The sequence below is a fragment of the Allobranchiibius sp. GilTou73 genome, from assembly GCF_021391335.1.
GTDB lineage: Bacteria > Actinomycetota > Actinomycetes > Actinomycetales > Dermatophilaceae > Allobranchiibius > Allobranchiibius huperziae.
On record NZ_CP090051.1, the window covers coordinates 2,845,691 to 2,871,479 of the forward strand.

Consider the following 25,789-nt stretch of genomic DNA (forward strand, 5'->3'; position numbering starts at 1 on the left):
CGGAACCCGCCCTGACGGCGTTCGCTTTCGTTGACGGTCTTTGAACGCCGTCAACGAACGTGAACGCCGTCATCGTCATGCCGCGCCTTGTCCCTGGTGGCCGGGTCGCTGGGGCATGCGTCCGGGGGTGAGGTCCCAGGTGACGCCGGTGGTGGTGACGGTGGCGGTGAGCAGGTCGCGGTGCACGATGGTGTGGTGGCGTGCGCACAGCAGTGCGGCGTTGGTCAGGGTTGTCTGTCCGCCGGCCCACCAGGGGGTGATGTGGTGGGCGTCGCACCAGTTGGGTGGTCGGTCGCAGCCGGGGAACGTGCAATGCCGGTCGCGGTGGATGATCGCCGTTCGCAGGCCGCCGGTGAACAGGCGTCTGGTGCGGCCGACATCCAATGGTTCGGACTCGCCGCCCAACACCATCGGGATCACGTCCGCATCACACGCCATCCGGCGCAGGGTCCCGGCGTCGAGCAGGTCACCGTTGATCGTCCGCCCGATCCCGGGTAGGTGGCCGGCGGCCGTGAGCTGATCGATGAGGGTCTGGTGGTCCAGGGTGATCACGATCTTGGCCGACCCGCCGACGGTGCCGGTGTGGTGGGAGCGGTCCCCGTCCAGTAGTCGGGCTGCGGTGTCGGCCAGTTCCATCAGCGCGTCCGCGCGACGTTTGCCGGGGGTGCGGGTGTCCCGCTCGGCTACTGCGCCGCAGGCCCAATCGGAAGCTGCATCAACATCGCTGGAGTTGGCGAGAAACAGTGCGGGTGCCGGGGCGGCGAGGGCCTGGATGGCGTGTTTGATGACCGCCGCGTGCCCGGTGGACAGGTCTGCGGTCAACCGGGTCAGTCCGTTGGGCAGATCGGCCCAGGTCAACGTCTCGCACGCCTGCTGGTGCTCCTCCTGCGCGACCAACACCTCGGGGGCAAACCGGCCGATGATCCGCGCCGACAGGTCCCGCAACGTGCGGGCCCCGGTGTGCGACAACGCCAGGTACCACGACAGCACCTCATCCCGCTTCGCGCCGGGAATCACCGGCAACACCTTCGGGACCTCCCGCAACGCCACCCGCGCACAGCTCACGCTCACCACCCCCGCGGCCAACGCATCCGCCACCACCCGGTTGCGAGGATCGGCACACCCCGTGGCGACCACCCCGATCCGACGACACACCGCAGGCTCGACCGCGGCGACCTCGCCCTGGGTGACACACGACGTCACCCAGGCACCTGCATCGGTCGCGGTGGAGCTGGCCACGACCCCGCGGGTGACCGCCTCGGTCGTGGCGACCGCCGCCAAAGATTCCGCACGCGAGCCCAACCCCACCATCGTCGCGACGAACCCACCCAACTCCGCCTCACCGAGTTGGTACAACGCACCGGGCCACCCCTGTAGATCTGTCACCAACTCGGCCAACCGAGCCAGCAGTGCAGGAGCTGCACCCGGACCGGCCGGAACCGCCGCGCGAGCAGCAGGAAGCGGCGCGTCAGGCACCCGGGAGATCCCCTCGACACTCATCCGCACCCACCCCCTCCCCGGTTAACTGGCGAGCCTGCAATGTACGTCTTATCGTACGCGCGTTCGAAGTTAGCCGCAAGGGTTGTTGAGACGAATCTTTATATTCCTCAATATGATTGGCCCGCAAGTTATCCACATCCCCCGCTGAATCCCGGTGTTGTCCACACTGGGAATGGGTCTGCTTGTCAGCGCGCGGTGAGCACCCGGAACGAGAGCGCGTCGATGCGCGCGCGGGTCTCGCCATCGGTCGCGATCTGCTCGCCGATCCGCGCGCACAGCCCCTGCACCTCGCCGAATCGGATCGATCCCCGGACCGCAGTCCGCACGTGCGGATCGTTCGCTCGCCAGCCCGCGATCGGGCACGGACGATCCGATTGTCGGTACCGCCGGCAGTCTCACGTCGCACGCCCGCAGGGTCGCGGAAGGGCACCGAAGCCCGCACCGCATCCGAGGCACGTCCGATGCGGTGCGCCCCGACATCGCCCCTCCCTGGGACCTGCTTGTCAGCTCGCGGTGAGCACCCGGAACGAGAGCGCGTCGATGCGCGCGCGGGTCTCGCCATCGGTCGCGATCTGCTCGCCGATCCGCGCGCACAGCCCCTGCACCTCGCCGAATCGGATCGATCCCCGGACCGCAGTCCGCACGTGCGGATCGTTCGCTCGCCAGCCCGCGATCGGGCACGGACGATCCGATTGTCGGTACCGCCGGCAGTCTCACGTCGCACGCCCGCAGGGTCGCGGAAGCGCACCGAAGCCCGCACCGCATCCGAGGCACGTCCGATGCGGTGCGCCCCGACATCGCCCCTCCCTGGGACCTGCTTGTCAGCTCGCGGTGAGCACCCGGAACGAGAGCGCGTCGATGCGCGCGCGGGTCTCGCCATCGGTCGCGATCTGCTCGCCGATCCGCGCGCACAGCCCCTGCACCTCGCTGGAAGCGAGGCCGGGAATCAGCCTCAGCACCACCCGCAGCTGACCGTCGTCATCGCTCTCGCAGTCGGCCGACACCACCGCCGGCTCATCCCGGGAGGCGCGGGCGATGGCATCGCGGACGAACGGGTCGGCGAACGCCGGGAGCCACGCACGCTGCGTGGCCAATGCCCACACCATGCTGGGGCGCACGATGCGCAGGTGCTCCGAGCCGAGGTCGAGCACCAGGACATCGCACCCTTCGGCCACCGCCGCCTGAGCGGCCTGCGCGGACGGGACCGGACGGGGCCGTGCGTCGGCATTCCAGGCGTGCAGTGCCTGCACCCCGGAGAACACCGGCAGGGCCCGTTCGCCGTCCGGGGCCGTCAGCGTCACGACGGCCATCTGCGTCGACTTCTCGACGGTGAGCCCGTCGTCGGTGTCCTCCGTGTCGTCCGCCGTCGCGACGATCGGCACCAGCAGCCGGGCTGTCGACAGTGCCGACATGAACGTCGTGTCGTCGGCATCGATGGCGGCCATCAGCGCCGTGTCCGCCTCGCCGGTGTCCTGCTCGAAGCCGGTCGCAGGAAGCTGCCTGCCCTCCCACGGCTGATCGGCGGAGTCGTGGTGGTCGCTCACGGCCGCCCCGCCGCGTCGAGCGCCTGACCGAGTGTGAAAGCCCCTCGATAGAGCGCGGATCCGACGATCGCGCCCTCGACACCGTCGGGCACCAGGGCCCGCAGAGCCTCGATGTCGGCGACGGTCGACACCCCGCCGGACGCGACGACCGGGCGGTCGGTCCGCGTACAGACGTCGTGCAGCAGAGGCACGTTCGGCCCCTGCAGCATCCCGTCCTTGGCGACATCGGTCACGACATAGCGAGCGCACCCCTCGGAGTCGAGTCTCGCCAGCGTCTCCCAGAGGTCACCACCCTCGCGGGTCCACCCGCGAGCCGCCAGCGTCGTGCCGCGTACGTCGAGCCCGACCGCGATCCGATCGCCATGCTCGGCAATGGCTTTCGCAGTCCATTCCGGATTCTCCAGCGCAGCTGTGCCGAGATTGACCCGGCGGCACCCACTGGCCAGTGCGGCAGTGAGTGTCGCCTCGTCACGAATCCCGCCAGACAGTTCGACCTTCATGTCGAGGCGACCGACGATCGAGGCCAGCAACTCACGGTTGTCACCCCGTCCGAACGCGGCATCGAGGTCGACCAGGTGCAACCATTCGGCGCCCTGCTCCTGCCACGCCAGCGCCGCCTGCCACGGATCGCCGAACTCCCCTCCCGAGCCGGCCACTCCCTGCACGAGCTGCACGGCCCTGCCGTCGACCACGTCGACCGCAGGCAACAACTCCAGCCGCGGACTGGTGCCTTGCTCGGAAACCACTGTCATTCCTCTCGATTCGTTCTTGCACGGGCTCGCTCAGAACGACGCGAGCCAGTTCTCGATGAGTGCCGCTCCGGCGTCCCCGGACTTCTCGGGGTGGAACTGGGTGCCCCAGAGTGCGCCGTCCTCCACGGCTGCCACGAAGACCTCACCGTGCTCAGCGGTGCTTACAAGGGGCGCCCGATCGGGACCCGCGAAGCCGGAGGCGGGAGGCTGGGATGCGGCGTAGGAGTGCACGAAGTAGAACCATTCGTCCTCGATGCCGCGGAACAGCGCCGAACCCGATGCTGTCCGCACCTGGGACCATCCCATGTGCGGGACGACAGGAGCCTCCAGGCGGGTGACCGTGCCGGGCCACACACCGATGCCGTCGAGACCGTCGGTGGCGTAGTGCTCGGTCGACCCCTCGAAGAGCACCTGGAAACCGACGCACACCCCCAGCACCGGGATACGCGAGGCGAGCCGCTCCCCGATCAGATCCGGGCCGCCCACCTGACGCAGTCCCGCGACGCACGCGTGGAAGTTGCCCACGCCCGGCACGTAGAGACCGTCCGCACGGCGTACCGACTCCGGATCGGCGGTGAGTTCCACCTGTGCACCCACCCGCTCGAGCATCCGCACGACCGAGCGGATATTCCCGCTGCCGTAGTCGAGGACGACGACCTGCTTCACGACGACCCGGTGACCGTGTCGCGAATCTCCGTGCGTTCCAGCACTAGCCGCTCATACTGGCGAACCGACCGCTCCTCGGGCTCGACAAGCGTCGAGCCCTCCGCGCTCTTGACCCCTCGGCCGAACACCAGCCGTTCGCCCGGCAGCGCGAGCAGCTCGACGAGGTCGCCGAGTACGTCGGTCACGGCGGCCGGTCGTTCGGCCAGGACGGCGCGCACCTCCCGCTCGACCTCGGGCGCCACACCGGCGGCTCGTACCAGGTCCATGGGCGACGCGGCAGGCAGCGACGGCACCCGCGCGGTGCCTCGACCGGACTCCCAGACGAGCCACCGGGGCACGGCTCGCCAGCCCGCGGGATGCACGGTCACCACGGCGCGGCCGTCGATGTCGAAGAGCCCGAGCGCGCTGCGGAGGTTGGACGGCACACCGCGGGAGGCGAGGACGAGGTGCCCGGCGTCGTACGGCGCGGGAGCGGGTGCGGCGCCGGCGGGCACGACCGCGGTCCACCCCGAGAGCGGCACGACGAAACAGGGGGCCTGCCCGCGGCGCACCCAGGTGTCGACACGCTGGCGGTCACCGTGCAGGTAGAGCACCCCGGTCGCGGGTCGCGTGGCCGTCATGGCGGGTTAGAGCGCACCCTTGGCGCTCGGGATGCCGACCACCCGCGGGTCGCGCGCGACCGCGGCTCGCAGCGCCCGCGCCACCGCCTTGAACTGGGCCTCGACGATGTGGTGCGGGTCGCGGCCGGACAGCACGCGCACGTGCAGGGCGATGCCGGCGTGGAAGGCGAAGGACTCCAGCACGTGGCGGGTGAGCGCGCCGGTGTACGTGCGGCCGATGATCGCGTAGACCTGACCCTCCGGCTCTCCCTCGTGCACGACGTACGGGCGGCCCGCGACGTCGACGACGGCCTGCGCGAGCGCCTCGTCCAGCGGCACCATCGCGTCGCCGAAGCGGGAGATGCCCGACTTGTCGCCCAGCGCCTCGCGCAGGGCGTCGCCGAGCACGATCGCGGTGTCCTCGACCGTGTGGTGCGCGTCCACGTCGATGTCACCGGTCGCGGCGACGGTCAGGTCGATCAGGCTGTGCTTGGCGAAGCTCTCGAGCATGTGGTCGTAGAACCGCACGCCCGTGCTGACCTGCGCCTCGCCGGTGCCGTCGAGGTCGAGGAAGAGGTCGACGCTGCTCTCCTTGGTGGCGCGCTGGACATGAGCCGTGCGGTGTCCCGCGCGCGCAACCGTGCCTTCGTCGTACGCCGTCATGCGGTGCCTTTCCCGTCCGGATCGAGCGTGAGTGCCAGCGCCTCGAGCACCGACTGCGTCTCCTGCATCGTGCCCGCGGTGATCCGCAGATGGTGCGGCAGACCGACGTCGCGCACGAGCACACCACGGTCGAGCAGGTGCTGCCAGGAGGCTCGCGCGTCGGCGAATCCTCCCACGAGGACGAAATTGGCGTCGCTGGGCACGGGATCGAGGCCGAGCCGGGTGCAGCCCTGCACCAGCGCGTCCCGCGAGGCCTTGATCTGCTCGACCATCGACAGCATCGTGCGCGCGTGCGTCAGCGCCGCCAGCGCGACCGCCTGCGTCACCGACGAGAGGTGGTAGGGCAGGCGGACCAGCCGCAGCAGCTCGGTCAGCTGGGGGTCGGCCGCCAGGTAGCCGAGCCGCACGCCGGCGAAGGCGAACGCCTTGGACATGGTGCGGGTGACCACCAGCCGATCGCGGCCGGGCAGCAACGTGAGTGCGCTGGGGGTGCCCGGGCGGGCGAATTCGGCGTACGCCTCGTCCACCACCACGATGGCCCGCGGTGCGGCGTCGTACACCGCGGTCACGGTCTCCAGCCGCAGCGCGGTGCCCGTCGGGTTGTTGGGCGAGCACAGGAAGACCACGTGCGGGTCGTGCTCGCGCACCTGGGCGACCGCGAGGTCGGTGCCGATGTCGAAGCGGTCCGGCGAGGCGTCGCGCAGTCCGTCGACCCAGGTCGTGCCGACACCGCGGCTGATGATCGGGTGCATGGAGTACGACGGGGTGAAGCCCAGCGCGATACGGCTCGGCCCGCCGAACGCCTGCACCAGATGCTGCAGCACCTCGTTCGAGCCGTTGCCCGCCCAGACCTGCTCACGGTCGATCTCGCAGCCGGTGGTCACCGACAGGTAGCCGGCCAATGCCGTTCGCAACTCGACGAATTCGCGATCCGGATACCTGTTGAGACCGGGGGCGACGCGAGTGACGGCGGCCGCGATCGCCTCCACCACGTCGTGCGGCACTGGGTGGGAGGACTCGTTGGTGTTGACGGCGACCGGTACGTCGAGCTGCGGCGCGCCGTACGGGCTGCCGCCGCGCAGGTCCGCGCGCAGCATCGCCTGAAAATCGGTCACGACGAGGCGCTCACGCGTCCGGGAAGCGCGCGGTGACGGCCTCACCGTGCGCGGGCAGGTCCTCGGCGTTCGCCAGCGTCACCACCTGCGCCGCGACCTCATGCAGTGCCTCCCGGGAGTAGTCGACGACGTGGATGCCGCGCAGGAACGACTGCACCGACAACCCGCTGCTGTGGCAGGCGCAGCCGCCGGTCGGCAGGACGTGGTTGGAGCCGGCGCAGTAGTCGCCCAGGCTGACCGGGGCGTACGCGCCCACGAAGATGGCGCCCGCGTTGCGGATCCGCGCGGCCACCGCCGCGGCGTCACGGGTCTGGATCTCCAGGTGCTCGGCCGCGTAGGCGTCGACGACCCGGATGCCGTCGTCGAGCGAGTCGACCAGCACGATCCCGGACTGGCGCCCGCCGAGGGCGGTCTTGACGCGCACGGCATGCCGAGTCGCGCCCGCACGGGTGTCGAGCGCGCGCTCCACCTGCTCGGCCAGTTCCGGGCTGTCGGTGACGAGCACGGCGGCCGCCAGCTCGTCGTGCTCGGCCTGGCTGATCATGTCGGCGGCGACCAGGTCGGCGTCGGCGGCGTCGTCGGCGAGGATCGCGATCTCGGTGGGACCGGCCTCGGCGTCGATCCCGATCAGACCCTTGAGCAGGCGTTTGGCGGCTGCCACGTAGATGTTGCCCGGGCCGGTGACCAGCGTGACCGGCTCGCACACCGTGGTGCCGTCCTGGTCCGACGCGCCGTACGCGAACATCGCCACGGCCTGTGCCCCACCGACGGCGTAGACCTCGTCGACGCCGAGCAACTCGCACGCCGCCAGGATCGTCGGGTGCGGGTACCCGTGGAAGACACCGGTGTTGGTGGACTGCGGCGGGCTGGCCACCGCCAGCGACGGCACCTCGGCAGCCTGCGCGGGCACGACGTTCATCACGACGCTGCTGGGGTAGACCGCGATGCCGCCGGGCACGTAGAGACCCACGCGATCCACGGGCACCCAGCGCTCGGTCACCACGCCGCCGTCGGTGACCGTGGTGGAGGTGTCGGTGCGGCGCTGGTCGGCGTGCACCAGGCGGGCGCGCCGGATCGACTCCAGCAGAGCGTCGCGGATCGCGGGGTCGAGCTGCTCGGCCGCGGCCCGCAGCACCTCGTGAGGCACCCGCAGCGAGGTCGGCCGCACCCCGTCGAAGCGCTCCCCCAGCTCGAGCAGCGCCTGGACGCCCCGCGCCTGCACGTCGGCGCAGATGGGACGTACGACGTCGAGTGCCGCGTCGACGTCGAACTCGGCACGCGGCAGCGCGTCACGCAGGCCGCGGGCGTCCAACGACGACAGAGCGGTACCGCGCAGGTCCAGACGGGATATCACGAGACCAGTTTAGTAGCCGGTCCCGGGGCGCTCCGTGCTCGTCCACGACCCGGGCGCCGTCGTACACCGCGCTTCGTCGGAGGCGGCCCGCGACCCTGACACGGGTCGGTCCGAGAGCCGAAGGCCGGCCTGTGGCTCTAGGACCTGGCTGTGCCACCGTCAGCCGGGGTGCGAGACGGCACAGGCGATGCAGGTACGCGCGAACGGCCGGGCCTCCAGCCGTTCCGGTGCGATCGGACCGCCACAGACCTCGCACACGAAGTAGGTCCCCTCGCGCACCCGGTCCAGCGCGGCGTCCAACGCCACCAGCCGGCGCCCGACCTGGTCGATGAGCGCCGACAGCTGCGAGCGCTCGTACGCGATCGTCGCGCCCTCGGGGTCGTGCTCGTCATCGGCGTTGGTGTCGCGCGACGCCTCGACGGTGCGCGCGAACTGGCGCCGCAGATCGGCCAGCCTGCGCATCGACTCGACGCGATCCGCCGCCAGCCTCTCCTCCACCTCCGTCATCGAGCTCACCGGGCCAGCATGTCGCGGACCGGCTGATCTCACCATCCGCTCGCCGCCCGTCAACCTCAGCGTGATGTCCAGCACATCTGCAGTTCATGTGCAGCAGCTTCTCTGGTTTCTCACAGGCTGGGTATCAGCCATCATCCGAGGAGACGCATTGATCACAACACGCAGTCGTTCCGCTCGCCGTTCCACGTGGGGCATCGGGCTGGCAGCCGTCGCCGCCCTCTCGACGGTCGGCATCGCCGCCGCCGCGACACAGGTCGATCTCACCCAGCACGGTGGCGCCCGCCGACTCAGCGGCGACGACAGCGGCACCGTGGCACGGGCCGTCGATGGGCACAAGGCGCGCAACGTCATCCTGCTGATCGGCGACGGCATGGGCGATTCCGAGATCACCTCGGCGCGCAACTACCGGTACGGCGCGGCCGGACGCCTCCCCGGCATCGACGCGTTGCCGCTGACCGGGCAGTACACGACCTATTCCCTCACCAAGGACGGAAAGCCGGACTACGTGACCGACTCCGCAGCCTCGGGGTCGGGCTGGTCGACCGGCACCAAGACCTACAACGGCGCCATCTCGGTGGACGTGCACGGGGCCCCGCAGAAGACCCTCCTGGAGCTGGCCAAGGCCCGCGGGCTCAAGACCGGGGACGTGTCCACGGCCGAGATCCAGGACGCGACTCCCGCGGTGCAGGTCAGCCACGTGACCGCGCGCTCCTGCTACGGACCGGTCGCCACGACGAAGACCTGCCCGAGCAACGCCAAGGAGAACGGCGGCCGCGGCTCGATCACCGAGCAGCTGCTCGACACCCGCCCCGATGTCACCCTCGGTGGTGGCGCGACCACCTTCGGCGAGAAGGCGACGACCGGCCGGTACACCGGGCAGACCCTGCTCAGCCAGGCGCAACGTCGCGGCTTCCGGGTCGTGACGGATGACGATTCGCTGTCCGGCGTCCGGACAGCCGACCAGCGCACACCGGTGCTCGGACTCTTCGCGCCGGGCAACATGCCGGTGCGCTGGGTCGGCCCGAAGGCCACTCCGACCGGCGGCGCACAGCCCGCAGCCCGGTGCACCGAGAACCCTGCGCGCACCACTTCGACGCCCAAGCTGGCATCGATGACCACGAAGGCGATCTCGTTGCTGTCCAAGGGAAACAAGCAGGGCTTCTTCCTGCAGGTCGAGGGAGCGAGCATCGACAAGCAGGATCACGCCGCCGACGCCTGCGGACAGATCGGGGAGGCCATCGACCTCGACGAGGCGGTGCAGGCAGCCCTGGCCTATGCCAAGAAGGACGGCAACACGTCGGTCTTCGTGGCGGCCGATCACGCCCACACCAGCCAGATCGTCGAGGCGGGTTCGACCACGCCCGGACTGACGGTCAACCTGCTCACTGCCGACAACGCCCCGATGACGCTGAACTACGCGACAGCGGCCGCTGGCGCCTCCCAGCAGCACACCGGGACCCAGCTGCGCATCGCAGGCTACGGTCCGCAGGCCGCGAACGTGGTCGGGCTGACCGATCAGACCGACCTGTTCTTCACCATCTCCCGGGCACTCGAACTGGATCGGCCCGGACGCCACTGACCCCTCCAGAAGGGCGACCGCTCGCGACGGCCTCGACCGTCGCGAGCAGTTGCCCCGGTCAGCGCGGTGTCGGGAACTCGTCGCGCCCTTCGGTCAGATCGCTCTCGTAGAAGCGGTGCTCGATGATCGCTCGGGCGAGCCGCGTCTGCCTGAGGTAGTCCTCCTGCAGCCCGTAGCTGCGCGTCAGGGGCCACCCGAGCAGGCTGGCGATGCCGCGTACATCGGCCAGACTGCTCGGTAGCGACTCCATCGCCCGCCCGCGCCACAGCACGCCCGCGTTGCGCATCCGCGTCGCGAGTGACCACGTCGCGCCCAGCGTCTCGGCCTCCTCCTCGGTCAGGAGGTCGTGCCGCGCCATCACGGCGAGCAGCGAATAGGTGCCGGTGTGCCGCAACGCCGGGATCTCGTGGGCGTGCTCGAGCTGGGCGAGCTGCACGGTCCACTCCACGTCGGACATCCCGCCGCGGCCGAGTTTGAAATGGGTACGCCGGTCGCCGCCGCGGGGGATCCGCTCGGCCTCCATCCGCGCCTTCAGCCGGCGGATCTGGCGCACGGCGGCGTCGTCGATGCCGCCCTCGGGGTACCGCAGCGGGTCGATGAGCCGCACGAACCGCTCTCCCAGGTCGACGTCGCCGGCGATCGGTGCCGCGCGCAGCAGTGCCTGGGCCTCCCAGCCGGCCGACCACCGCTCGTAGTACGCGGCGTACGACGCGAGGGTGCGCACGATCGGACCGGACTTGCCCTCCGGGCGCAGGTCCGCGTCGACGGTGAGCGAGGGGTCGGGGCCGCTCGCACCGAGTGAGTCGCGCAGCCGGTTGACCACCTGAGTCGCCTGGGTCTGCGCAAGACCGGACTTGGCGCCCTCGTGCGGGTCGTGCACGAAGAGCACGTCGGCGTCGCTGGAGTAACCCGTCTCGCGCCCGCCCAGGCGCCCCATGCCGATCACCGCGATCCGGGTCGCCAGCGGCCCGCCGGTCGTGCCCTCCACCTGCCGGATCGCGACGTCCAGCGCCGACTGGATGGTGGCCGCGGCGATGTCGGTAAGGGCCTGCTCGAGCGTGTCCAGGTCGAGCGTGCCGGCGATGTCTGCCACCGCCACCCGGATCAGCTCGGTGCGCCGGGTCTCCCGGATGGCCCGCACGGCGTCGTCGGGGTCGTCGTGACGGTCGATGGCAGCTCGCAGAACGTCCAGGATCTGGTTGCGCCGCAACGGGATCCGTGCGCCAGCCGACCCGAAGACGACGACCGAGGAGGGTGCGCCCTCGATCAGCTGACCGGCGTACCGGCTGCTGGCGAGCACCCGCGCCATCAGCTGCGCGGCGCCGCCCTCGTCGCGCAGCATCTTCAGATACCAGTGGGTGCCGCCGAGTCGGTCGCTGATCCGGCGGAAGGCGAGCAGCCCGAGGTCGGGGTCGGCCTCCTGGGCGAACCAGTGCAGCATCACCGGCAGCAGCGTCCGCTGGATCGCGGCGCGGCGGCTGACCCCGCCGGTGAGCGCCTGGATGTGCCCGATGGCGCCCTTGGGGTCGGCGTACCCGAGCGCGGCGAACCGGTCCTGGGCACTGTCGAGAGAGAGGCACGCGTCGTCGTCGCTCAGCCGCGCCACCGCGGACAGGAGGGGCCGGAAGAAGAGGCGCTCGTAGAGGCGGCGTACGTCGCGGGCGGTGTCGCGCCACAACTTCACCACCCCCTCTGCCGGGTCGCGGGTGATGCCGAGCGCGCGTCCGAGCGGCCGCAGCTGCTCCGGGTCGGTCGGCATCAGGTGGGTGCGGCGCATCCGCGACAGCTGGATGCGGTGCTCCAGCACCCGCAGGATGCGGTAGCAGCGGTCGAGTTCGTGCGCGTCCGTGCGCCCGACGTACCCGCCGCGCATCAGCGACTCGATGCCGACGAGGGTGGCGCGGTTGCGCAGGTGCTCGTCGCTGCGCCCGTGCACCAGCTGCAGCAGCTGCACGCTGAACTCCACGTCGCGCAGGCCGCCCGGCCCGAGTTTGAGCTGCCGCTCGGACTCGCTCGCCGGCACGTACTGCTCGACCCGGGCGCGCATCGCCTGCACGTCCTGGACGAAGTTCTCACGGGTCGAGGCCTGCCACACCATCGGCAGCATCGCGTCGAGGTACGCCGCACCGACCTCGGCGTCGCCCGCCACGTGCCGCGCCTTGAGCAGGGCCTGGAACTCCCAGGTCTTGGCCCACCGCTCGTAGTACGCCGCATGCCCGGCGACGGTGCGCACGAGCGGTCCCTGCTTGCCTTCCGGACGCAGGGCGGTGTCGACCTCCCAGAGGGTGCCCTCGGCGGTATGCGCCGAACAAGCCTGAATGGTGGCCACCGCGAGCTTGCCGGCGATCTCGCGCGCGCCGGCCTCGTCGTCGTCCCCCTCGGCGGGCTCGGCCACGAAGATCACGTCGACGTCGCTGACGTAGTTGAGCTCCCGGCCGCCGCACTTGCCCATCCCGATCACGGCGAGGCGGGCCCGCTCGGCGCCGTCGACCTCACGGCGCGCGATGCCGAGCGCGGCCTCGAGACAGGCACCGGCGAGATCGGCCAGCGACTCCCCCACGATCGGCAACGCCTCGATCGGATCGCTGGTGACGTCGTACGCCGCGATGCGCACCAGTTGCCGGCGGTAGGCGACCCGCAGTGCGTCGTACGCGGGGGTGCCGGTGGCGTCCCCGACGTCACGCGCCACCTGCTCGTAGACCGTCTCGGCGTCCCGCAGCTGCGCATCCGCGACCTCGCGCCAGTGCGCGGGATGGCGCACCAGGTGGTCGGTCAGCCCGCTGGAACTGCCGAGCAGCTGGATCAGGCGTCGTCGGCCGGGGCCGTGCTGGGATCGGTCGGTCAGGAGCGCACCGAGCTGCTCGCGGTCCTCACCGTCGACCGCCTCGCTCAGCCGGACCAGGCCCAGCACGGCCTGGTCGGGGTCGGGCGAGGCGGCGAGCAGCGCGACGACCTCGTCGGAGGCCCAGTCGGCCAGGTCCTCCAGGCACCGACCGGAGCGGTCGGCGTCCAAGAACCCAGCGCGGACCAGCGCACCGCGGGTCGGAGCAGTCACGGGCGGTGCAGGTACTGGTCGAGCTCGAACTGGGTGACCTGGTCGCGGTAGGCGGCCCATTCGGCCTTCTTGTTGCGCAGGAAGAAGTCGAAGACGTGCTCCCCCAGCGTCTCGGCCACCAGCTCGCTGTTCTCCATCAGGTGGATCGCGTGGTCGAGGGACGCGGGCAGCGGGTCGATCCCGAGGCTGCGGCGTTCGCGGTCGGTGAGGTTCCAGACGTCGTCCTCAGCCTCCGGCGGCAGGTCGTACTCCTCCTCGATGCCCTTCATCCCGGCCGCGAGCATCACGGCGTACGCGAGATAGGGGTTCGCGGCGGCGTCCAGCGACCGGACCTCGATGCGCGTGCTCTGGTCCTTGCCCGGCTTGTGCATCGGCACGCGCACCATGGCGCTGCGGTTGTTGTGGCCCCAGCAGACGTGCGCCGGGGCCTCGGCCCCGCCCCACATCCGCTTGTACGAATTGACCCACTGGTTGGTGACGGCCGAGATCTCGCAGGCGTGCCGCAGGATGCCCGCGATGAAGTACTTGCCGGTGCGCGACAGCTGGTAGGGCGCGCCCGCCTCGTGGAAGGCGTTGCGGTCGCCCTCGAAGAGCGAGACGTGGGTGTGCATGCCGCTGCCCGGGTGGTTCGCGAGGGGCTTGGGCATGAACGAGGCGAAGATGCCCTGCTCCAGCGCGACCTCCTTGATGACCGTGCGGAAGGTCATGATGTTGTCCGCTGTCGACAGCGCGTCGGCGTACCTCAGGTCGATCTCGTTCTGGCCCGGGCCCGCCTCGTGGTGGCTGAACTCCACCGAGATGCCCATGCTCTCGAGCATCGTGATGGCCGCGCGGCGGAAGTCGTGGGCCGTGCCGTGCGGCACGTGGTCGAAGAAGCCGGCGTTGTCGACCGGCACCGGCGGGGTGTCGGTGCTCGTGCGCTGCTCGAAGAGGTAGAACTCGATCTCCGGGTGCGTGTAGAACGTCAGGCCCTTGTCCGCGGCCTTGGTGAGCGCCCGTTGCAGGACGAAGCGGGGATCGGCGGCGCTGGCGGTGTTGTCGGGCAGCCGGATGTCGGCGAAGAGCCGAGCCGTGCCCGGGCTCTCACCGCGCCAGGGCAGGATCTGGAACGTCGAGGCGTCGGGCAGCACGAGCATGTCCGCCTCGAAGACGCGCGCCAGCCCCTCGATCGAGCTGCCGTCGAAGCCGATGCCCTCGGCGAACGCCCCCTCCAGCTCGGCCGGGGCCACGGCCACCGACTTGAGCATGCCGAGCACGTCGGTGAACCACAATCGCACGAAACGGATGTCGCGCTCCTCGATGGTCCGGAGCACGAATTCCTGCTGACGATCCATGCCGTGATCCTAGGTGTACGCCGCCGCCGGGACGGGCCGCACCGGTTGTCAGCGGATCTGTGACGCCGACGCCACGGATCGGCTGACAACCGGGCGGCGCGAGCCGATCGCTAGGGTCGGGCGCATGACCGAGGAAGCCCCGCCCTACGGCACCGGCAACGCGCCCGCCGCCCCCTCCGACGGCTCGGCCGCCGCGCCGGTACGCCGCGTGCGCACCCACCACCTGCTCGCCCTCAAGGAGGAGGGCACCCGGTGGTCGATGCTCACGACGTACGACCAGTACACCGCCGCCATCTTCGACGAGGCCGGCATCGAGGTGCTGCTCATCGGCGACTCGGCCGCCAACAACGTCCTCGGCTACGAGACGACCCTTCCGGTCACCGTCGATGAGCTTCTCCCCCTCGTACGCGCGGTCTCCGGTGCCGCTCGACGCTCCCTGGTGATCGCGGACCTGCCGTTCGGCAGCTACCAGCGCGACCCGGGCCAGGCGTTCGACACCGCGGTGCGCTTCATGAAGGAGGGCCGCGCCCACGGCGTGAAGCTGGAGGGCGGCGCCGCGATGGCGCCGACCATCGCGCACCTGACGGCGGCCGGCATCCCCGTGATGGCACACATCGGCTTCACCCCGCAGAGCGAGCACGCGCTCGGCGGTTACCGCGTGCAGGGCCGCACCGACGCCGGCGACGAGCTGGTGGCTGCGGCGAAGGCGCTGCAGGACGCGGGAGCCTTCGCGATCGTGATGGAGATGGTGCCCGCGCCGGTCGCGGCCCGGGTGACGCAGGCGCTGCAGATCCCCACGGTCGGCATCGGCGCCGGATCGGACTGCGACGCGCAGGTGCTGGTCTGGCAGGACTTCGCCGGCCTGCGCGGCGGGAAGATGGCGCGCTTCGTCAAGCAGTACGCCGACCTACGCAGCACCCTGCTGGAGGCCGCGCGCGACTACCGCTCGGACGTGGTGTCGGGCACCTTCCCCGGGCCCGAGCACAGCTTCGAGAAGTAGCTACCGCTTCACCGGGCGGAGGGGTTCCTCCTCGAGCGGAGGGGTCACGTCTCCTCCGGTCGGCGGCGTACTGCTCCGCTCGGTGAGGTCGTCCGAGCGCTCGGGGGCCTTCCCGCGGGTGGGCACCGAGCGCCACATCACCGCGGCGGCGCCCAGGCCTGTCGCGCCCGACACGATCACCCCCGCGCCGAGGCTGAGCACCGCGGTCACCCCTGCGAGGACACCGGGGCCGATCGTCGAGCCGGCATCGGACAGTTCGCGCCAGATCCCGAGGAACGGCGCGCGCCCGCGCTCGGGTGAGAAGTCCGCGCCCAGGGTCATCACCATCCCGGCGCCGATCCCGTTGCCGAAGCCGAGCACGCAGGTCACCAGGCACAGCGTCACGGCGCCGTGGGTGAGCGGAATCGCCATCATCGACACGGCCATCACCAGCATCGACGGCACGGTCACCCAGCGTCGCCCGTAGACGTCCATCACCTTGCCGGCCGGATAGAAGACCAGCATGTCGATGCCCCCGCTGATGCCGTAGATCAGCGATGCCGTCGTCGGCGAGAGCGACAGGTGCTCTGCCCAGAGCGGGATCACGGCCTGCCGGGTCGCGCGGATGGCCGACACCAGCAGGACGCCCATACCGACGGTCAGGAACACCCGGCGGTAGTCGTGCAGCGTGCTCCGCACGGTCACGTCCGCCAGCTCACCGGCAGCCTTGCGTCGCGACTCGGCCTCGTGCGGCAGCTCTTTCAAGGTTGCCCCGAGCACACCGGCGAGCGCGAGCGCGACGGTGCTGACGACGTACGCGCCGGCGAGGTGCCACAGGCTCATCGCCGCGGCCCCGATGAACGGCCCGACGAAGACCCCGATCCGCATGACGCCGCCGAGCGTGGACAGCGCGCGGGCGCGGTGGGTCGCGGGCACGGCCTCGGTCAGATAGCTCTGCCGGGCGAGCATGAAGACCGAGGCGCTGATGCCGTAGAGGACGGCGCCCGTGGCATAGATCCAGACCTCGTGGCCGACGAGGAAGAGCAGCGAGGCGAGCACGCCGACGATCGACGCCCCGATGATCGCGTGCCGCTCGCCGTAGCGGTCGGTGATGATCGAGGACGGCACGTTGAAGATCAACGAGCCGACGTTGATGAGCATGACCATAGTCGCGGCGATCGCGACGCTGGCGCCGACGTCGCGCGCGGACAGGGGCAGCACCGGGAGCATCGCGCCCTCGCCGAGCCCGAAGAGCAGGGATGGTCCGTACGCCGGGATCGCCAGGGCTCCGAAGCCGAAGCCGTCGTCGGTGGAAGTCATCTCGACGTCAAGATTAGAGCCTGCCTATGGAAGCCGCTGCCCACCCCGGTCGAGACGAGATCGGTCAGCCGGGACTCAGTCGGAGGAGCCCTTGGAGTTCCAGTCGCGGTCCTCGGCATCCCACTTCTCGGTGTTTTCCCGAGCCTTCGCCAGAGCGTTCGCGGCATCGTCCCGGCTCTGGTACGGACCCATCAGGTGGTCGGCCGCGCTCTTGTGCTCGTCGTCCTCGACCCGACCGCTGTCGACGTTGTACCAGTAGGTCATCGCGTGCTCCTGTCCACGGGAGGAATGTGCCTGTTCGCCGCCCCTACACTGGCACACCTATGCCCACGTCGACTGTCACCGCAGGCCGGGTCGGCCCGCGTCGCGCCGTGCCCGCGGGCATCGCCCGGCCGGAGTACGTCGACCGCCCGGCACCCGCTCCGTTCACGGGTTCGGAGGTCAAGGACGCGGCGACGATCGAGGCCATGCGGGTGGCGGGCCGGATCGCCGCGGGCGCGCTGCAGGCGGCTGGCGCCGCGGCTGCGCCGGGCGTCACCACCGACGAACTGGACCGCATCGGTCACGAGTACGTCCTCGACCACGGTGCCTACCCCTCGACGCTCGGCTACCGCGGCTTCCCCAAGTCGCTGTGCACCAGCGTCAACGAGGTCGTCTGTCACGGGATCCCCGACGACCGTCCGCTGGACGACGGCGACCTGGTCAAGATCGACGTCACGGCGTACATCGACGGCGTCCACGGCGACAACTGCGCCTCGTTCCTGGTCGGCGACGCCGACGAGGAGTCGCGACTGCTGGTCGAGCGCACCCGGGAGGCGATGATGCGCGGCATCCGGGCGGCGCTCCCCGGTCGCCAGGTCAACGTCATCGGTCGCGTCATCGAGAAGTACGCGGCCCGATTCGGCTACGGGGTGGTGCACGAGTACACCGGTCACGGCGTCGGCCAGACCTTCCACTCCGGCCTGGTCATCCCGCACTACGACGCGGCGCCGGGGTACGACGACGTGATCGAGGCGGGCATGACGTTCACCGTCGAGCCGATGATCAACCTGGGCGGGTCGGCGACGCAGCTGTGGGACGACGGCTGGACCGTCATCACCGCGGACCGGTCGCGCTCGGCGCAGTTCGAGCAGACCATCCTCATCACGCCCACCGGACCCGAGATACTCACCACCGTCTGAACATCCTGCGCATCCCCGCTTCCGGCACCCGCCGGCCGCCCTTCGAAGGAGAGTCCATGTCGACCACTCACCCCCTCGGTATCGACGTCGGCGGCACCGGCATCAAGGGCGCGCCGGTCGACCTGCGCACCGGTGAGTTCGCGGCGGACCGCCTGCGGATCGACACCCCGAAGGAGTCGACGCCGGACGCCGTCGCCGACGTGATCGAGAAGATCGTCGACCACTTCAAGGACCTGGTCGGCGAGCAGCCCATCGGCGTCACGCTCCCGTCGGTCGTCACCCACGGCGTCGTACGCAGCGCCGCCAACATCGACCAGTCGTGGATCGGCACGAACGTGGAGGAGCTGCTGCAGGGCCGCCTCGGCCGACCGGCAACGGTGCTCAACGATGCCGACGCCGCGGGTGTCGGCGAGCTGCGCTTCGGCGCCGCGCGCAACACCGAGGGACTGGTGCTGGTCTCGACGCTCGGCACCGGTATCGGGTCCGCGCTGCTGAACAAGGGGCAGCTGGTGCCCAACTCCGAGCTGGGCCACCTGGAGATCGACGGGCACGACGCCGAGAGCAAGGCGTCCAGCGCCGCGAAGGATCGCGATGAGTTGTCGTGGGAGGACTGGGCCGCGCGGCTGCAGCGCTACTACAGCCACGTCGAGGACCTGCTCTGGCCGGACCTGATCGTGGTCGGCGGAGGGGTCTCCAAGAAGGCCGACAAGTTCCTGCCGCTGCTGCACCTGCGCGCGCCGATCGTGGCTGCCCAGCTGCGCAACGCCGCCGGCATCGTCGGAGCGGCGTACGAGGCCGTGGAGTCCGCGAAGGCCGAGGGCACCCACCGCGAGTAGCCCCTCCGGTCAGCTACGCGAGACGCGCAGGCCGAGGAACTGCGCGAGGCTCTCGATCTCGCGGTCGACCGCGCGCGTCATGGCCGCGGTGAAGTCGACGTCCTCGTGCACCGCGTTGACGCGCAACAGTCCCGCGTCGAGATCCGAGGCGGCGTCGAGCTTCCCCACGAAGCTGTCGCCGTAGAGGATCGGCAGCGCGAAGTAGCCCCACCGTCGCTTGGCGACCGGCTTGTACATCTCCAGCTGGTAGTCGAACCGGAAGATCTCGGTGAGCCGTTTGCGGTCCACCACCAACCGGTCCAGCGGTGACAACAGCGCGGCCCGGCCGCGGAACGGCAGGCCGAGCTGCGCCGGGTCGACGCGCCAGGTGCCCGCACCCCCTCGATGACGGCGTCCTGCCCGGCGTCGCCGACGTCGTACGGCTCGCCCGGCGGTTTGCTGACCGATGCTCGCGCGATCCCCAGCGAGGTCAGGCGTCGTCGGTCGCGCTCGGCGACGGCAGGCCCGACCTCGACCACGTCGGTGGTGGGGTAGACCCGCTCCGCGAGGTCCCAGAGCCGCTCGCGGCCCTCGCGGGATGCCACCGCGATCTCGCCACGGGCCTCCATCAGATCGAGCATGCGCGGCACGTTGCGGTTGTTGTTCCACCCCGACGACCGCCACGGCACCACGCAGGTGTCGGGCAGGTCACGAGCCACGGTCGGGCCGTCAGACCGCAGGATCTGCAGAAGGTCGTCATGGAAGGCCTGATTGGCGCTCAGCCACCGCTGCAGCCCGACGCGCCACGGCACGGCCTCCGGTCCCGACACCTTCCCGGGCCAGGTCGCCATCTGCGCCCGGAAGAGCGCGATGTCCTCGCCCGGCCGCAGCAGCCCGGCGTACTCCACGACCCGCCCGGAGTCGAGTAGGTCGTCGAGTTCGGCCGGCTCGTACGCCGCGCCGAGCCGGCTCCAGCAGACGAGGTCCACGTTGGGCGCCACCGCGGCCGTCAGGTCGACCTGGATCAGGCACAGATGCCGGATGACCGATAGCAGGTCGGTGGGCCGGGAGGCGTCGAGCAGCTGCGCCCGCACCGCGATCCGGCGGGCATCGCGTCGCGTCAGGCGGTGCACCATCGCCTCACCGTAGGGCGAGGGAGTGACACCCGGTGGCGATCCCGCTCAGCCGGGCGTCAGGCGGTGGTGCTCTGCGGCTTCCCCGACCGCGCCGCACGAACGGCGGCCTCGACCGCTCCGCGAGGGTCGCGCAGGGCGCCCCGGACGGCCGGCACGCCCCGCTTGAGCCCGCGGCGTACGACGGGCAGGGCACGCTCGAAGGTCGAGTAGAGCGGCGACAGCGGCACGTCCCAGGTGCCGAGCAGTAGGTCCTCGTGTGTGGCGAACTGCCGTTTGAAGTCGGAGATCCCGTCGTTCAGCAGCCCGTTGAAGTCGTAGCGCGACACCCCTGCCTCGCGCATCTGCGTCATCGCGTGGAACTTCAGCCCGTAGTTGAGGCGCAGCTTCATGCCGCGCAGATTCACCCCGCCGTAGAGCTCGAACGCCGTCGTGCCGGAGACGACCAGCCACACGAAGGCGACCAGCTCCTCGCCCTCCCACGCCGCGAGCAGCCGGGACCGATCGCCCAGCAGGTCGCGGATGCCGCGGTGGTAGGCGTCGTCGTGCACCGCGAAGTCGGCCCGCTGCGCCGTGGCCCGGTTGATGGCCAGCACTGCGTCGAGGTCGCCGTCCGTGGTGACCTCGCCGAAGCGGACGCCCTCCGCGCGGAAGGACTTGCGCACGTTCTGACGGGTGGAGGAGGTCAGCCCCTTCATCAGGGTCTCGTCGTCGGCGCGCACGTCGACGATGAGCGTGCGCGGGATCAGGCCCGTGTTGGTGCTGCGCCGGAACCCCGCGGCCTCCACCTCCGCGAGCCAACCGACCGGTGCCCGCTCCTGCAACACGGCGATCTGGGTCTCGTCGGCGCCCTTCTCCAGCGGCGCGCCCGGCTGCTCCCAGTCCGGCTCGATGCTCAGCGCGATCGGGCGGTGGGTGGTGCGGACGTACTCGGTCAGCGCGGCCAGCACCGGCCCGCGGTCCTCCTCGGCGGCCTGGGGTCCGCGCGGGATGTAGGCGAGGCTGCGGAACGGGCGGGGCAGCGTGCGCAGCAGCACCTGGGCGCTGCCGATCGTGCGGTCGCCGTCGTGCACGACCAGACGGTCGGCGCTCCACTCGTACCGCGACTTGAGCTCGCCCCACCCCCCACAGCTGCAGCGGGTGACCGCCGGCCTCGTCGACGAGCGCGTCCCACTCGGTCTGATCGCGGCAGGGGGTCACCGTGAGCGTCATGGACGGCAGGGTATCCGGCGCCGTACCGATCGCCGCCATCCGTCGACAGCGCGGGTCGCTGTCGCGGATGTGGCGGGTGGGTCAGAACTGCGCGGGGTTCCCGTCGGCGAGATCGCGCAGCTGGACGCCACCGTCGGCCCCGAACCGCTGCACGTGCCCGACGTACATGCCTCGCCCGACCTCGGTCAACAGCGCATCGTGGATCGGGACGATCGAGCTGGGCGCCACCCGGCGGACGAATGCGATGACCTCCTTGAGGGCCGACCACGGTGCGCAGATGGGCACAGCCAGGACGTCGACCGGTCCCGGCTCGGCGTCGAGCGCGTCGCCGGGGTGGAAGAGGCTGGGCTCGCCCTCGGAGGTGAGCTTGACGCCCACGTTCTCGATGCGCGGCAGCTGCTCGTAGATGACGGCGTGTTGCACGCCGAACGGCTCCACGGTGACCTCGCCGATCGTGAACGGCTCGCCCTGCCGGGTCACGGACACCTCGACGTCGTCCAGTTCCGCAGCCGTGCCGGGGTCGGTGTGCACGGCCACGCCCGGGTTGGCGGCCACCAGCGCGGCCAGCTTGTCCGGCTGTACGTGGTCGGCGTGCTGGTGGGTGACCAGGATCGCGTCGAGACCGGTCAGACCGTCGTACCTCGAGAAGCTTCCCGGGTCGATCAGCATTCGGGCGGAGGGGTATTCGACCAGCAGGCAGGCGTGTCCCAGGTGTGTGATCTGCATGCTCCGCACGGTACGCCGCGGCCCAAGCTGCCGCCCGTAGGATCTCGGGGTGCGTTTCATCGGCGAATCCCCTGCCCACGACCTGACCTACAACGACGTCTTCATGGTGCCCTCGCGGTCCTCGGTCACCAGTCGGCTGGAGGTCGACCTGCGGACGCCGGACGGTGTCGGGACGACGCTGCCGCTGGTCGTGGCCAACATGACCGCGGTGTCCGGGCGCCGGATGTCGGAGACGGTCGCCCGCCGCGGCGGGATCGCGGTACTGCCGCAGGACATCCCGGTGCACGCCGTGCAGGAGACGATCGACGCGGTCAAGGCGAGCCACACCGTCTTCGAGTCGCCCGTGACCATCGGGCCCGACGAACCGGTCGGCGCGGTCCTGGCGCTGATGGGCAAGCGCGCGCACCGGGCGGCCGTCGCCGTCGACGGGGCCGGGCGACCTGTCGGCATCGTCAAGGAGTCGCAGTGCCTGCGGGTGGATCGCTTCACCACGGTCGGGCAGGTGATGAGCGAGGACCTGGTGACGGTCCCCGCCGACGCCGATCTGCGCGAGACCTTCGACGTGCTCGTGAAGGCGCACCTGGAGTTCGCGCCCGTGCTCGGCGCGGACGGCGTGCTGGCCGGGGTGATCACCCGCAAGGGCATCCTGCGCTCGACCATCTACTCCCCGGCCCTCGACGGCGACGGTCGCCTGGCGCTCGGCGTGGCCATCGGCATCAACGGCGACGTCGGCGACAAGGCCAAGACCATGCTCGCCGCGGGCGCCGACGTGCTCGTGGTCGACACCGCCCACGGGCACCAGGACAAGATGATCGACGCGCTCGGACTGGTCCGGGCCGCCCGGGACGCTCACGAGGACGCGATCGGCGTACGGATCCCGGTCGCGGCGGGCAACGTCGTGTCCGCGCTGGGTGCGCGCGACCTGGTCGCCGCGGGCGCCGACATCGTCAAGGTCGGCGTCGGCCCCGGCGCCATGTGCACCACGCGGATGATGACAGGCGTCGGCCGGCCGCAATTCTCGGCCGTGCTGGAATGTGCAGCTGCCGCAGATGAACTCGGCGCCTACGTCTGGGCCGACGGCGGCGTGAAGTATCCGCGGGACGTGGCGCTCGCACTCGCCGCCGGTGCGTCCTCGGTGATGATCGGTTCGTGGTTCGCGGGCACCTGGGAGAGCCCGGGAGACCTCAACCGCGACGCCGACGGACGGCTCTACAAGGAGTCCTTCGGTATGGCGTCCGCGCGGGCGGTCGGCAACCGCAGCGCGGGCCGCAGCGCCTTCGACCGGGCCCGTCTCGGCATGTTCGAGGAGGGCATCTCCTCCTCGAAGATGTATCTGGACCCGCAGCGTCCGGGGGTCGAGGACCTGATCGACGGGATCGCTGCGGGGGTCCGCTCCAGCTTCACCTACGCCGGCGCGCGCACCATCGGCGAGTTCCGCGACCGCGCCGTGGTCGGCGTACAGAGCGCGAGCGGGTACGACGAGGGTCGCCCCCGCGAGACGTCCTGGTAGATCCGGCGGTCAGCCCCAGCGACCGGAACGGCGCTCGGCACGCGCGGCGCGACGAGCCGAGCGCGGATCCATGGGGTCCTTCGAGGACGCCTCGAACTCGTCGGGGAAGAAGATGCGCCGCCCGAAGGACCAGTAGGCCGACGACAGCATCACCACGACCACGATCCCCCACCACGGTGCGCCCGCCAGCCCGATCAGCACCGCGTACACGGGGATCAGGAAGCTGATCGCGGATCCCACGGCGTTCGACCTGCTCATCATGTCCCCTCGCGAGCGAGCGTCTGATGCAGCGACTTTAGCGGCGGCCGCGGCCCGAGGGCGCGGTATCGGCGAAGAGGTGGACGAGCTGGCCGGTACGCCGGATTCTGTCCGGCGCCGCTGTTACCGGCGGCGCCGTGGCGACCATCCATCTAGGGCCGTCGTTGCCGACGGCCTCGAGCGACCTACCCGCATGCTCGGGCGGGCCGCCCTCGAACGCATGCTGTCTGGTCTTGCTCCGGGTGGGGTTTACCGAGCCGCACCGGTCACCCGGCACGCTGGTGGTCTCTTACACCACCGTTTCACCCTTACCGCCACGCCGCGGCCGGGCCGAAGCCCTGCCGCGCCGCAGACGGCGGTCTGTTTTCTGTGGCACTTTCCCGCGGGTCACCCCGGGTGGCCGTTAGCCATCACCCTGCCCTGTGGAGTCCGGACGTTCCTCGGCGAGCAGTCCTTGCGGGTGCTCGACGCGGCCGCCTGGCCAACTCGTCCACGAGGGGTCACCCTAGCCGGAAGGTGACGGTGTGCGCGCCGACGTCCGTGGCCACCAGCACCACCCGTACGACGTCACCCGGAGCCGCGTCCCCCGGACAGCTGGCCAGCACCGCGATATCGCGCAGCTGCACCTGGATCGCCTTGTCGTTCCTGGCGACCACGACCGCCTCGAAGGTCTCGCCGACGCGCGCACTCAGCACGGCCGCCTCCACCGCGTCGTCGCACGCGTGACCGACCGCGGAGGCGACCTGGTCGCGCGACCGCATGATGTCCGGAAGGGTGGGCAACGCCTGGCGCGCCCAGTCCGGCGGAGCCTGACCGCTGCTGACCGCCCCGCAGATGGCCAGCCCGAAGCGGTCCACCAGCCGGCGTAGCGGAGCCGTCACGTGCGCGTACGGCGCCGCGACGGCAGCCTGCTCGGTCTCGGCCGGCACCTCACCGTCGAACGGGGTGTACCCGGCGCCGCGGAACAGCGAGGTCGCGTCGTGGATGAGAGCGAGGTGCTTGGGGTCGGTGCGATCGAGGCCGGCGATGAACTCGCCGTACGCCTGACCCCGCGGCCAGGTGATCCCGAGTGCCTCCGCGCGCCGACGGAACGTGTCGATCGCGTCCTGCGGCGGCGCGGGCATCGTGCGCAGGATCCCCACCTTGGCCTCGAGCATCATGGTGGCGGCGCACATCCCGGCGAGCAGGGAGATCTGCGCGTTCCAGTCCTCGCTCGGCACCGGCGGCCGGAACTGCAGGCGGTACGTGCCGTCCTCGTCCTGTTGCACTTCCTGCTCCGGCATCGGCAGGTCAGCGCCACCGCGTTTGCGCTGCAACGCGATCCGCAGCTCGCCGATCTCCTTCAGCAGTCGCAGCCCGTCGGGTGCGTCGGCACCGATCTGCTGCTGCACACCGTCGTAGTCCAGGCGCGCGATGCTGCGGACCCGCGCCAGGTAGACCTGCGCGGCCCGTACGTCCCCCGACGCGTCCAGCTCGATGTCCCAGACGTACGCCCCGCGCACCTGGTCGGGCAGCAGGCTGGCGGCGTCCTCACTCAGCACGGTCGGGTGCAGGGGCACCCGCATGTCGGGTAGGTAGACGGTCTCTCCGCGGGCGCGCGTCTCCTGGTCGAGCGCCCCGCCGGGGACGACGTAGGCCGCGACGTCGGCGATCGCGTAGCGCACCCGGTAGCCGTCGTCGGTCCGCTCGAGATACATGGCCTGGTCCAGATCGGTGGACCCGGGCGGGTCGATGGTGAAGAAGGGCACCGCCGTCTCGTCCCTCTCGGGCAATGTCGTTGCCGTGGCGGCTTTCTCGGCCTCGGCGAGAGCCGGCTGCGGGTAGTCCGGACTCAGCTTGTGCTCGGCCCGGATCGCGGTGAACGCCTGCTCCAGCGGCCCGGGGTCGGCACTCGTCGGATCGGCCTGGGGTGCGCGGACGACACGGGGCAGCATGCCGGTCACTGTACGCAGCGCATCCCCCTCAAGTCCGGACCCGC

The 25,789-nt window shown here is 70.8% G+C and carries 24 protein-coding genes, 1 other RNA gene and 1 pseudogene; 5 read left to right on the plus strand and 21 right to left on the minus strand.

Annotation, left to right across the window (positions count from 1 at the left end; translation table 11 throughout):
* Positions 1-75: 75 nt before the first annotated feature.
* The 11 genes from LVQ62_RS13965 to LVQ62_RS14015 all read right to left on the minus strand — a co-directional run bounded on the left by LVQ62_RS13965 (position 76) and on the right by LVQ62_RS14015 (position 8,700).
* Positions 76-1,500 carry an HNH endonuclease signature motif containing protein gene (locus tag LVQ62_RS13965; protein WP_233762467.1) on the minus strand — a complete coding sequence of 475 codons (1,425 nt, stop codon included), beginning with the start codon at positions 1,498-1,500 and terminating at the stop codon, positions 76-78.
* 185 nt (positions 1,501-1,685) lie between these two features.
* Positions 1,686-1,826: a hypothetical protein gene (locus LVQ62_RS13970; RefSeq protein ID WP_233762469.1), complete on the minus strand. Its 141-nt coding sequence runs from the start codon at positions 1,824-1,826 to the stop codon at positions 1,686-1,688.
* A 177-nt stretch (positions 1,827-2,003) separates the two neighbouring features.
* Positions 2,004-2,144, minus strand: a complete 141-nt coding sequence (locus LVQ62_RS13975) for a hypothetical protein (RefSeq protein ID WP_233762471.1) — start codon at positions 2,142-2,144, stop codon at positions 2,004-2,006.
* 177 nt (positions 2,145-2,321) lie between these two features.
* A complete protein-coding gene (locus tag LVQ62_RS13980; protein WP_233762473.1) occupies positions 2,322-3,044 on the minus strand; it encodes an SseB family protein in 723 nt (240 codons plus the stop codon).
* A complete protein-coding gene (gene priA, locus LVQ62_RS13985) occupies positions 3,041-3,790 on the minus strand; it encodes a bifunctional 1-(5-phosphoribosyl)-5-((5-phosphoribosylamino)methylideneamino)imidazole-4-carboxamide isomerase/phosphoribosylanthranilate isomerase PriA (protein ID WP_233762475.1) in 750 nt (249 codons plus the stop codon). The genes LVQ62_RS13980 and priA overlap by 4 nt, the downstream gene beginning before the upstream one ends.
* 36 nt (positions 3,791-3,826) lie before the next feature.
* Positions 3,827-4,462 carry an imidazole glycerol phosphate synthase subunit HisH gene (hisH, locus tag LVQ62_RS13990; RefSeq protein WP_255696406.1) on the minus strand — a complete coding sequence of 212 codons (636 nt, stop codon included), beginning with the start codon at positions 4,460-4,462 and terminating at the stop codon, positions 3,827-3,829.
* Positions 4,459-5,082 (minus strand): hypothetical protein, encoded by a 624-nt coding sequence (locus tag LVQ62_RS13995; protein ID WP_233762477.1) that lies wholly within the window; start codon positions 5,080-5,082, stop codon positions 4,459-4,461. The genes hisH and LVQ62_RS13995 overlap by 4 nt, the downstream gene beginning before the upstream one ends.
* 6 nt (positions 5,083-5,088) lie before the next feature.
* A complete protein-coding gene (gene hisB, locus LVQ62_RS14000) occupies positions 5,089-5,724 on the minus strand; it encodes an imidazoleglycerol-phosphate dehydratase HisB (RefSeq protein ID WP_233762479.1) in 636 nt (211 codons plus the stop codon).
* On the minus strand, positions 5,721-6,839 hold the full coding sequence (locus tag LVQ62_RS14005; protein WP_233762481.1) for a histidinol-phosphate transaminase: 1,119 nt from the start codon (positions 6,837-6,839) through the stop codon (positions 5,721-5,723). Before LVQ62_RS14005 ends, hisB begins: the two co-directional genes overlap by 4 nt.
* Before the next feature lie 10 nt (positions 6,840-6,849).
* Positions 6,850-8,193: a histidinol dehydrogenase gene (gene hisD, locus LVQ62_RS14010; protein WP_233762483.1), complete on the minus strand. Its 1,344-nt coding sequence runs from the start codon at positions 8,191-8,193 to the stop codon at positions 6,850-6,852.
* 159 nt (positions 8,194-8,352) lie between these two features.
* Complete coding sequence (locus LVQ62_RS14015; protein WP_233767862.1) at positions 8,353-8,700, minus strand: TraR/DksA C4-type zinc finger protein; 348 nt, start codon at positions 8,698-8,700, stop codon at positions 8,353-8,355.
* Positions 8,701-8,857: 157 nt separating this feature from the next.
* Here LVQ62_RS14015 and phoA point away from each other — a divergent pair, with 157 nt between their 5' ends.
* Positions 8,858-10,288, plus strand: coding sequence for an alkaline phosphatase (gene phoA, locus LVQ62_RS14020; protein WP_233762485.1), 1,431 nt, complete (start codon positions 8,858-8,860; stop codon positions 10,286-10,288).
* 58 nt (positions 10,289-10,346) lie between these two features.
* On the opposite strand, the gene LVQ62_RS14025 is transcribed toward phoA, so the two are convergent.
* Together LVQ62_RS14025 and LVQ62_RS14030 are read right to left on the minus strand one after the other, a co-directional pair.
* A complete protein-coding gene (locus tag LVQ62_RS14025) occupies positions 10,347-13,343 on the minus strand; it encodes a bifunctional [glutamine synthetase] adenylyltransferase/[glutamine synthetase]-adenylyl-L-tyrosine phosphorylase (protein WP_233762487.1) in 2,997 nt (998 codons plus the stop codon).
* Positions 13,340-14,677 carry a glutamine synthetase family protein gene (locus tag LVQ62_RS14030; protein WP_233762489.1) on the minus strand — a complete coding sequence of 446 codons (1,338 nt, stop codon included), beginning with the start codon at positions 14,675-14,677 and terminating at the stop codon, positions 13,340-13,342. Before LVQ62_RS14030 ends, LVQ62_RS14025 begins: the two co-directional genes overlap by 4 nt.
* Positions 14,678-14,801: 124 nt before the next feature.
* Here LVQ62_RS14030 and panB point away from each other — a divergent pair, with 124 nt between their 5' ends.
* Entirely contained in the window at positions 14,802-15,677 is an 876-nt protein-coding gene (gene panB, locus LVQ62_RS14035) for a 3-methyl-2-oxobutanoate hydroxymethyltransferase (RefSeq protein ID WP_233762491.1), read from the plus strand.
* Here panB and LVQ62_RS14040 read toward each other — a convergent pair whose 3' ends face one another.
* Positions 15,678-16,976 carry an MFS transporter gene (locus LVQ62_RS14040; RefSeq protein ID WP_233762493.1) on the minus strand — a complete coding sequence of 433 codons (1,299 nt, stop codon included), beginning with the start codon at positions 16,974-16,976 and terminating at the stop codon, positions 15,678-15,680.
* A 75-nt stretch (positions 16,977-17,051) separates the two neighbouring features.
* Positions 17,052-17,240 (minus strand): methionine aminopeptidase, encoded by a 189-nt coding sequence (locus tag LVQ62_RS14045; RefSeq protein WP_233762495.1) that lies wholly within the window; start codon positions 17,238-17,240, stop codon positions 17,052-17,054.
* 59 nt (positions 17,241-17,299) lie between these two features.
* Here LVQ62_RS14045 and map point away from each other — a divergent pair, with 59 nt between their 5' ends.
* The gene (gene map / locus LVQ62_RS14050; RefSeq protein WP_233762497.1) at positions 17,300-18,157 is read left to right on the plus strand and encodes a type I methionyl aminopeptidase; all 858 of its coding nucleotides are present in this window, start codon (positions 17,300-17,302) and stop codon (positions 18,155-18,157) included.
* Positions 18,158-18,213: 56 nt separating this feature from the next.
* Positions 18,214-18,993 (plus strand): polyphosphate--glucose phosphotransferase, encoded by a 780-nt coding sequence (gene ppgK, locus LVQ62_RS14055; protein WP_233762499.1) that lies wholly within the window; start codon positions 18,214-18,216, stop codon positions 18,991-18,993.
* 9 nt (positions 18,994-19,002) lie between these two features.
* Here ppgK and LVQ62_RS17895 read toward each other — a convergent pair.
* From LVQ62_RS17895 to LVQ62_RS14075, 3 genes and pseudogenes are all read right to left on the minus strand, one after another.
* Positions 19,003-20,108: pseudogene (locus LVQ62_RS17895) on the minus strand (DNA glycosylase AlkZ-like family protein).
* Between the two features lie 56 nt (positions 20,109-20,164).
* Entirely contained in the window at positions 20,165-21,178 is a 1,014-nt protein-coding gene (locus LVQ62_RS14070; protein ID WP_233762501.1) for a peptidoglycan bridge formation glycyltransferase FemA/FemB family protein, read from the minus strand.
* 220 nt (positions 21,179-21,398) lie between these two features.
* Complete coding sequence (locus LVQ62_RS14075; protein WP_233762502.1) at positions 21,399-22,043, minus strand: MBL fold metallo-hydrolase; 645 nt, start codon at positions 22,041-22,043, stop codon at positions 21,399-21,401.
* A gap of 49 nt (positions 22,044-22,092) precedes the next feature.
* Between LVQ62_RS14075 and LVQ62_RS14080 the strand changes: the two genes are divergently transcribed.
* Complete coding sequence (locus LVQ62_RS14080) at positions 22,093-23,553, plus strand: GuaB1 family IMP dehydrogenase-related protein (protein WP_233762504.1); 1,461 nt, start codon at positions 22,093-22,095, stop codon at positions 23,551-23,553.
* A gap of 9 nt (positions 23,554-23,562) precedes the next feature.
* Here LVQ62_RS14080 and LVQ62_RS14085 read toward each other — a convergent pair whose 3' ends face one another.
* The 3 genes from LVQ62_RS14085 to LVQ62_RS14095 form a co-directional block, all read right to left on the minus strand.
* Positions 23,563-23,814: a hypothetical protein gene (locus LVQ62_RS14085; protein ID WP_179480196.1), complete on the minus strand. Its 252-nt coding sequence runs from the start codon at positions 23,812-23,814 to the stop codon at positions 23,563-23,565.
* Between the two features lie 77 nt (positions 23,815-23,891).
* Positions 23,892-24,300, minus strand: an RNA gene (gene rnpB, locus LVQ62_RS14090) — RNase P RNA component class A.
* Between the two features lie 11 nt (positions 24,301-24,311).
* Positions 24,312-25,745, minus strand: coding sequence for an RNB domain-containing ribonuclease (locus LVQ62_RS14095; protein ID WP_233762506.1), 1,434 nt, complete (start codon positions 25,743-25,745; stop codon positions 24,312-24,314).
* Positions 25,746-25,789 lie beyond the last annotated feature (44 nt).

What these genes read in the sequence shown, in the direction of transcription:
- LVQ62_RS14045 (WP_233762495.1), bottom strand. Translation starts at nt 17,240, where the DNA reads ATGACCTACTGGTACAACGTCGACAGCGGTCGGGTCGAGGACGACGAG.
- panB (WP_233762491.1), top strand. Translation starts at nt 14,802, where the DNA reads ATGACCGAGGAAGCCCCGCCCTACGGCACCGGCAACGCGCCCGCCGCC.
- LVQ62_RS14015 (WP_233767862.1), bottom strand. Translation starts at nt 8,700, where the DNA reads ATGACGGAGGTGGAGGAGAGGCTGGCGGCGGATCGCGTCGAGTCGATG.
- LVQ62_RS14075 (WP_233762502.1), bottom strand. Translation starts at nt 22,043, where the DNA reads ATGCAGATCACACACCTGGGACACGCCTGCCTGCTGGTCGAATACCCC.
- LVQ62_RS14095 (WP_233762506.1), bottom strand. Translation starts at nt 25,745, where the DNA reads ATGCTGCCCCGTGTCGTCCGCGCACCCCAGGCCGATCCGACGAGTGCC.
- hisB (WP_233762479.1), bottom strand. Translation starts at nt 5,724, where the DNA reads ATGACGGCGTACGACGAAGGCACGGTTGCGCGCGCGGGACACCGCACG.
- LVQ62_RS13965 (WP_233762467.1), bottom strand. Translation starts at nt 1,500, where the DNA reads ATGAGTGTCGAGGGGATCTCCCGGGTGCCTGACGCGCCGCTTCCTGCT.
- LVQ62_RS13995 (WP_233762477.1), bottom strand. Translation starts at nt 5,082, where the DNA reads ATGACGGCCACGCGACCCGCGACCGGGGTGCTCTACCTGCACGGTGAC.
- LVQ62_RS14085 (WP_179480196.1), bottom strand. Translation starts at nt 23,814, where the DNA reads ATGATGAGCAGGTCGAACGCCGTGGGATCCGCGATCAGCTTCCTGATC.
- map (WP_233762497.1), top strand. Translation starts at nt 17,300, where the DNA reads ATGCCCACGTCGACTGTCACCGCAGGCCGGGTCGGCCCGCGTCGCGCC.
- LVQ62_RS14040 (WP_233762493.1), bottom strand. Translation starts at nt 16,976, where the DNA reads ATGACTTCCACCGACGACGGCTTCGGCTTCGGAGCCCTGGCGATCCCG.
- LVQ62_RS14030 (WP_233762489.1), bottom strand. Translation starts at nt 14,677, where the DNA reads ATGGATCGTCAGCAGGAATTCGTGCTCCGGACCATCGAGGAGCGCGAC.
- ppgK (WP_233762499.1), top strand. Translation starts at nt 18,214, where the DNA reads ATGTCGACCACTCACCCCCTCGGTATCGACGTCGGCGGCACCGGCATC.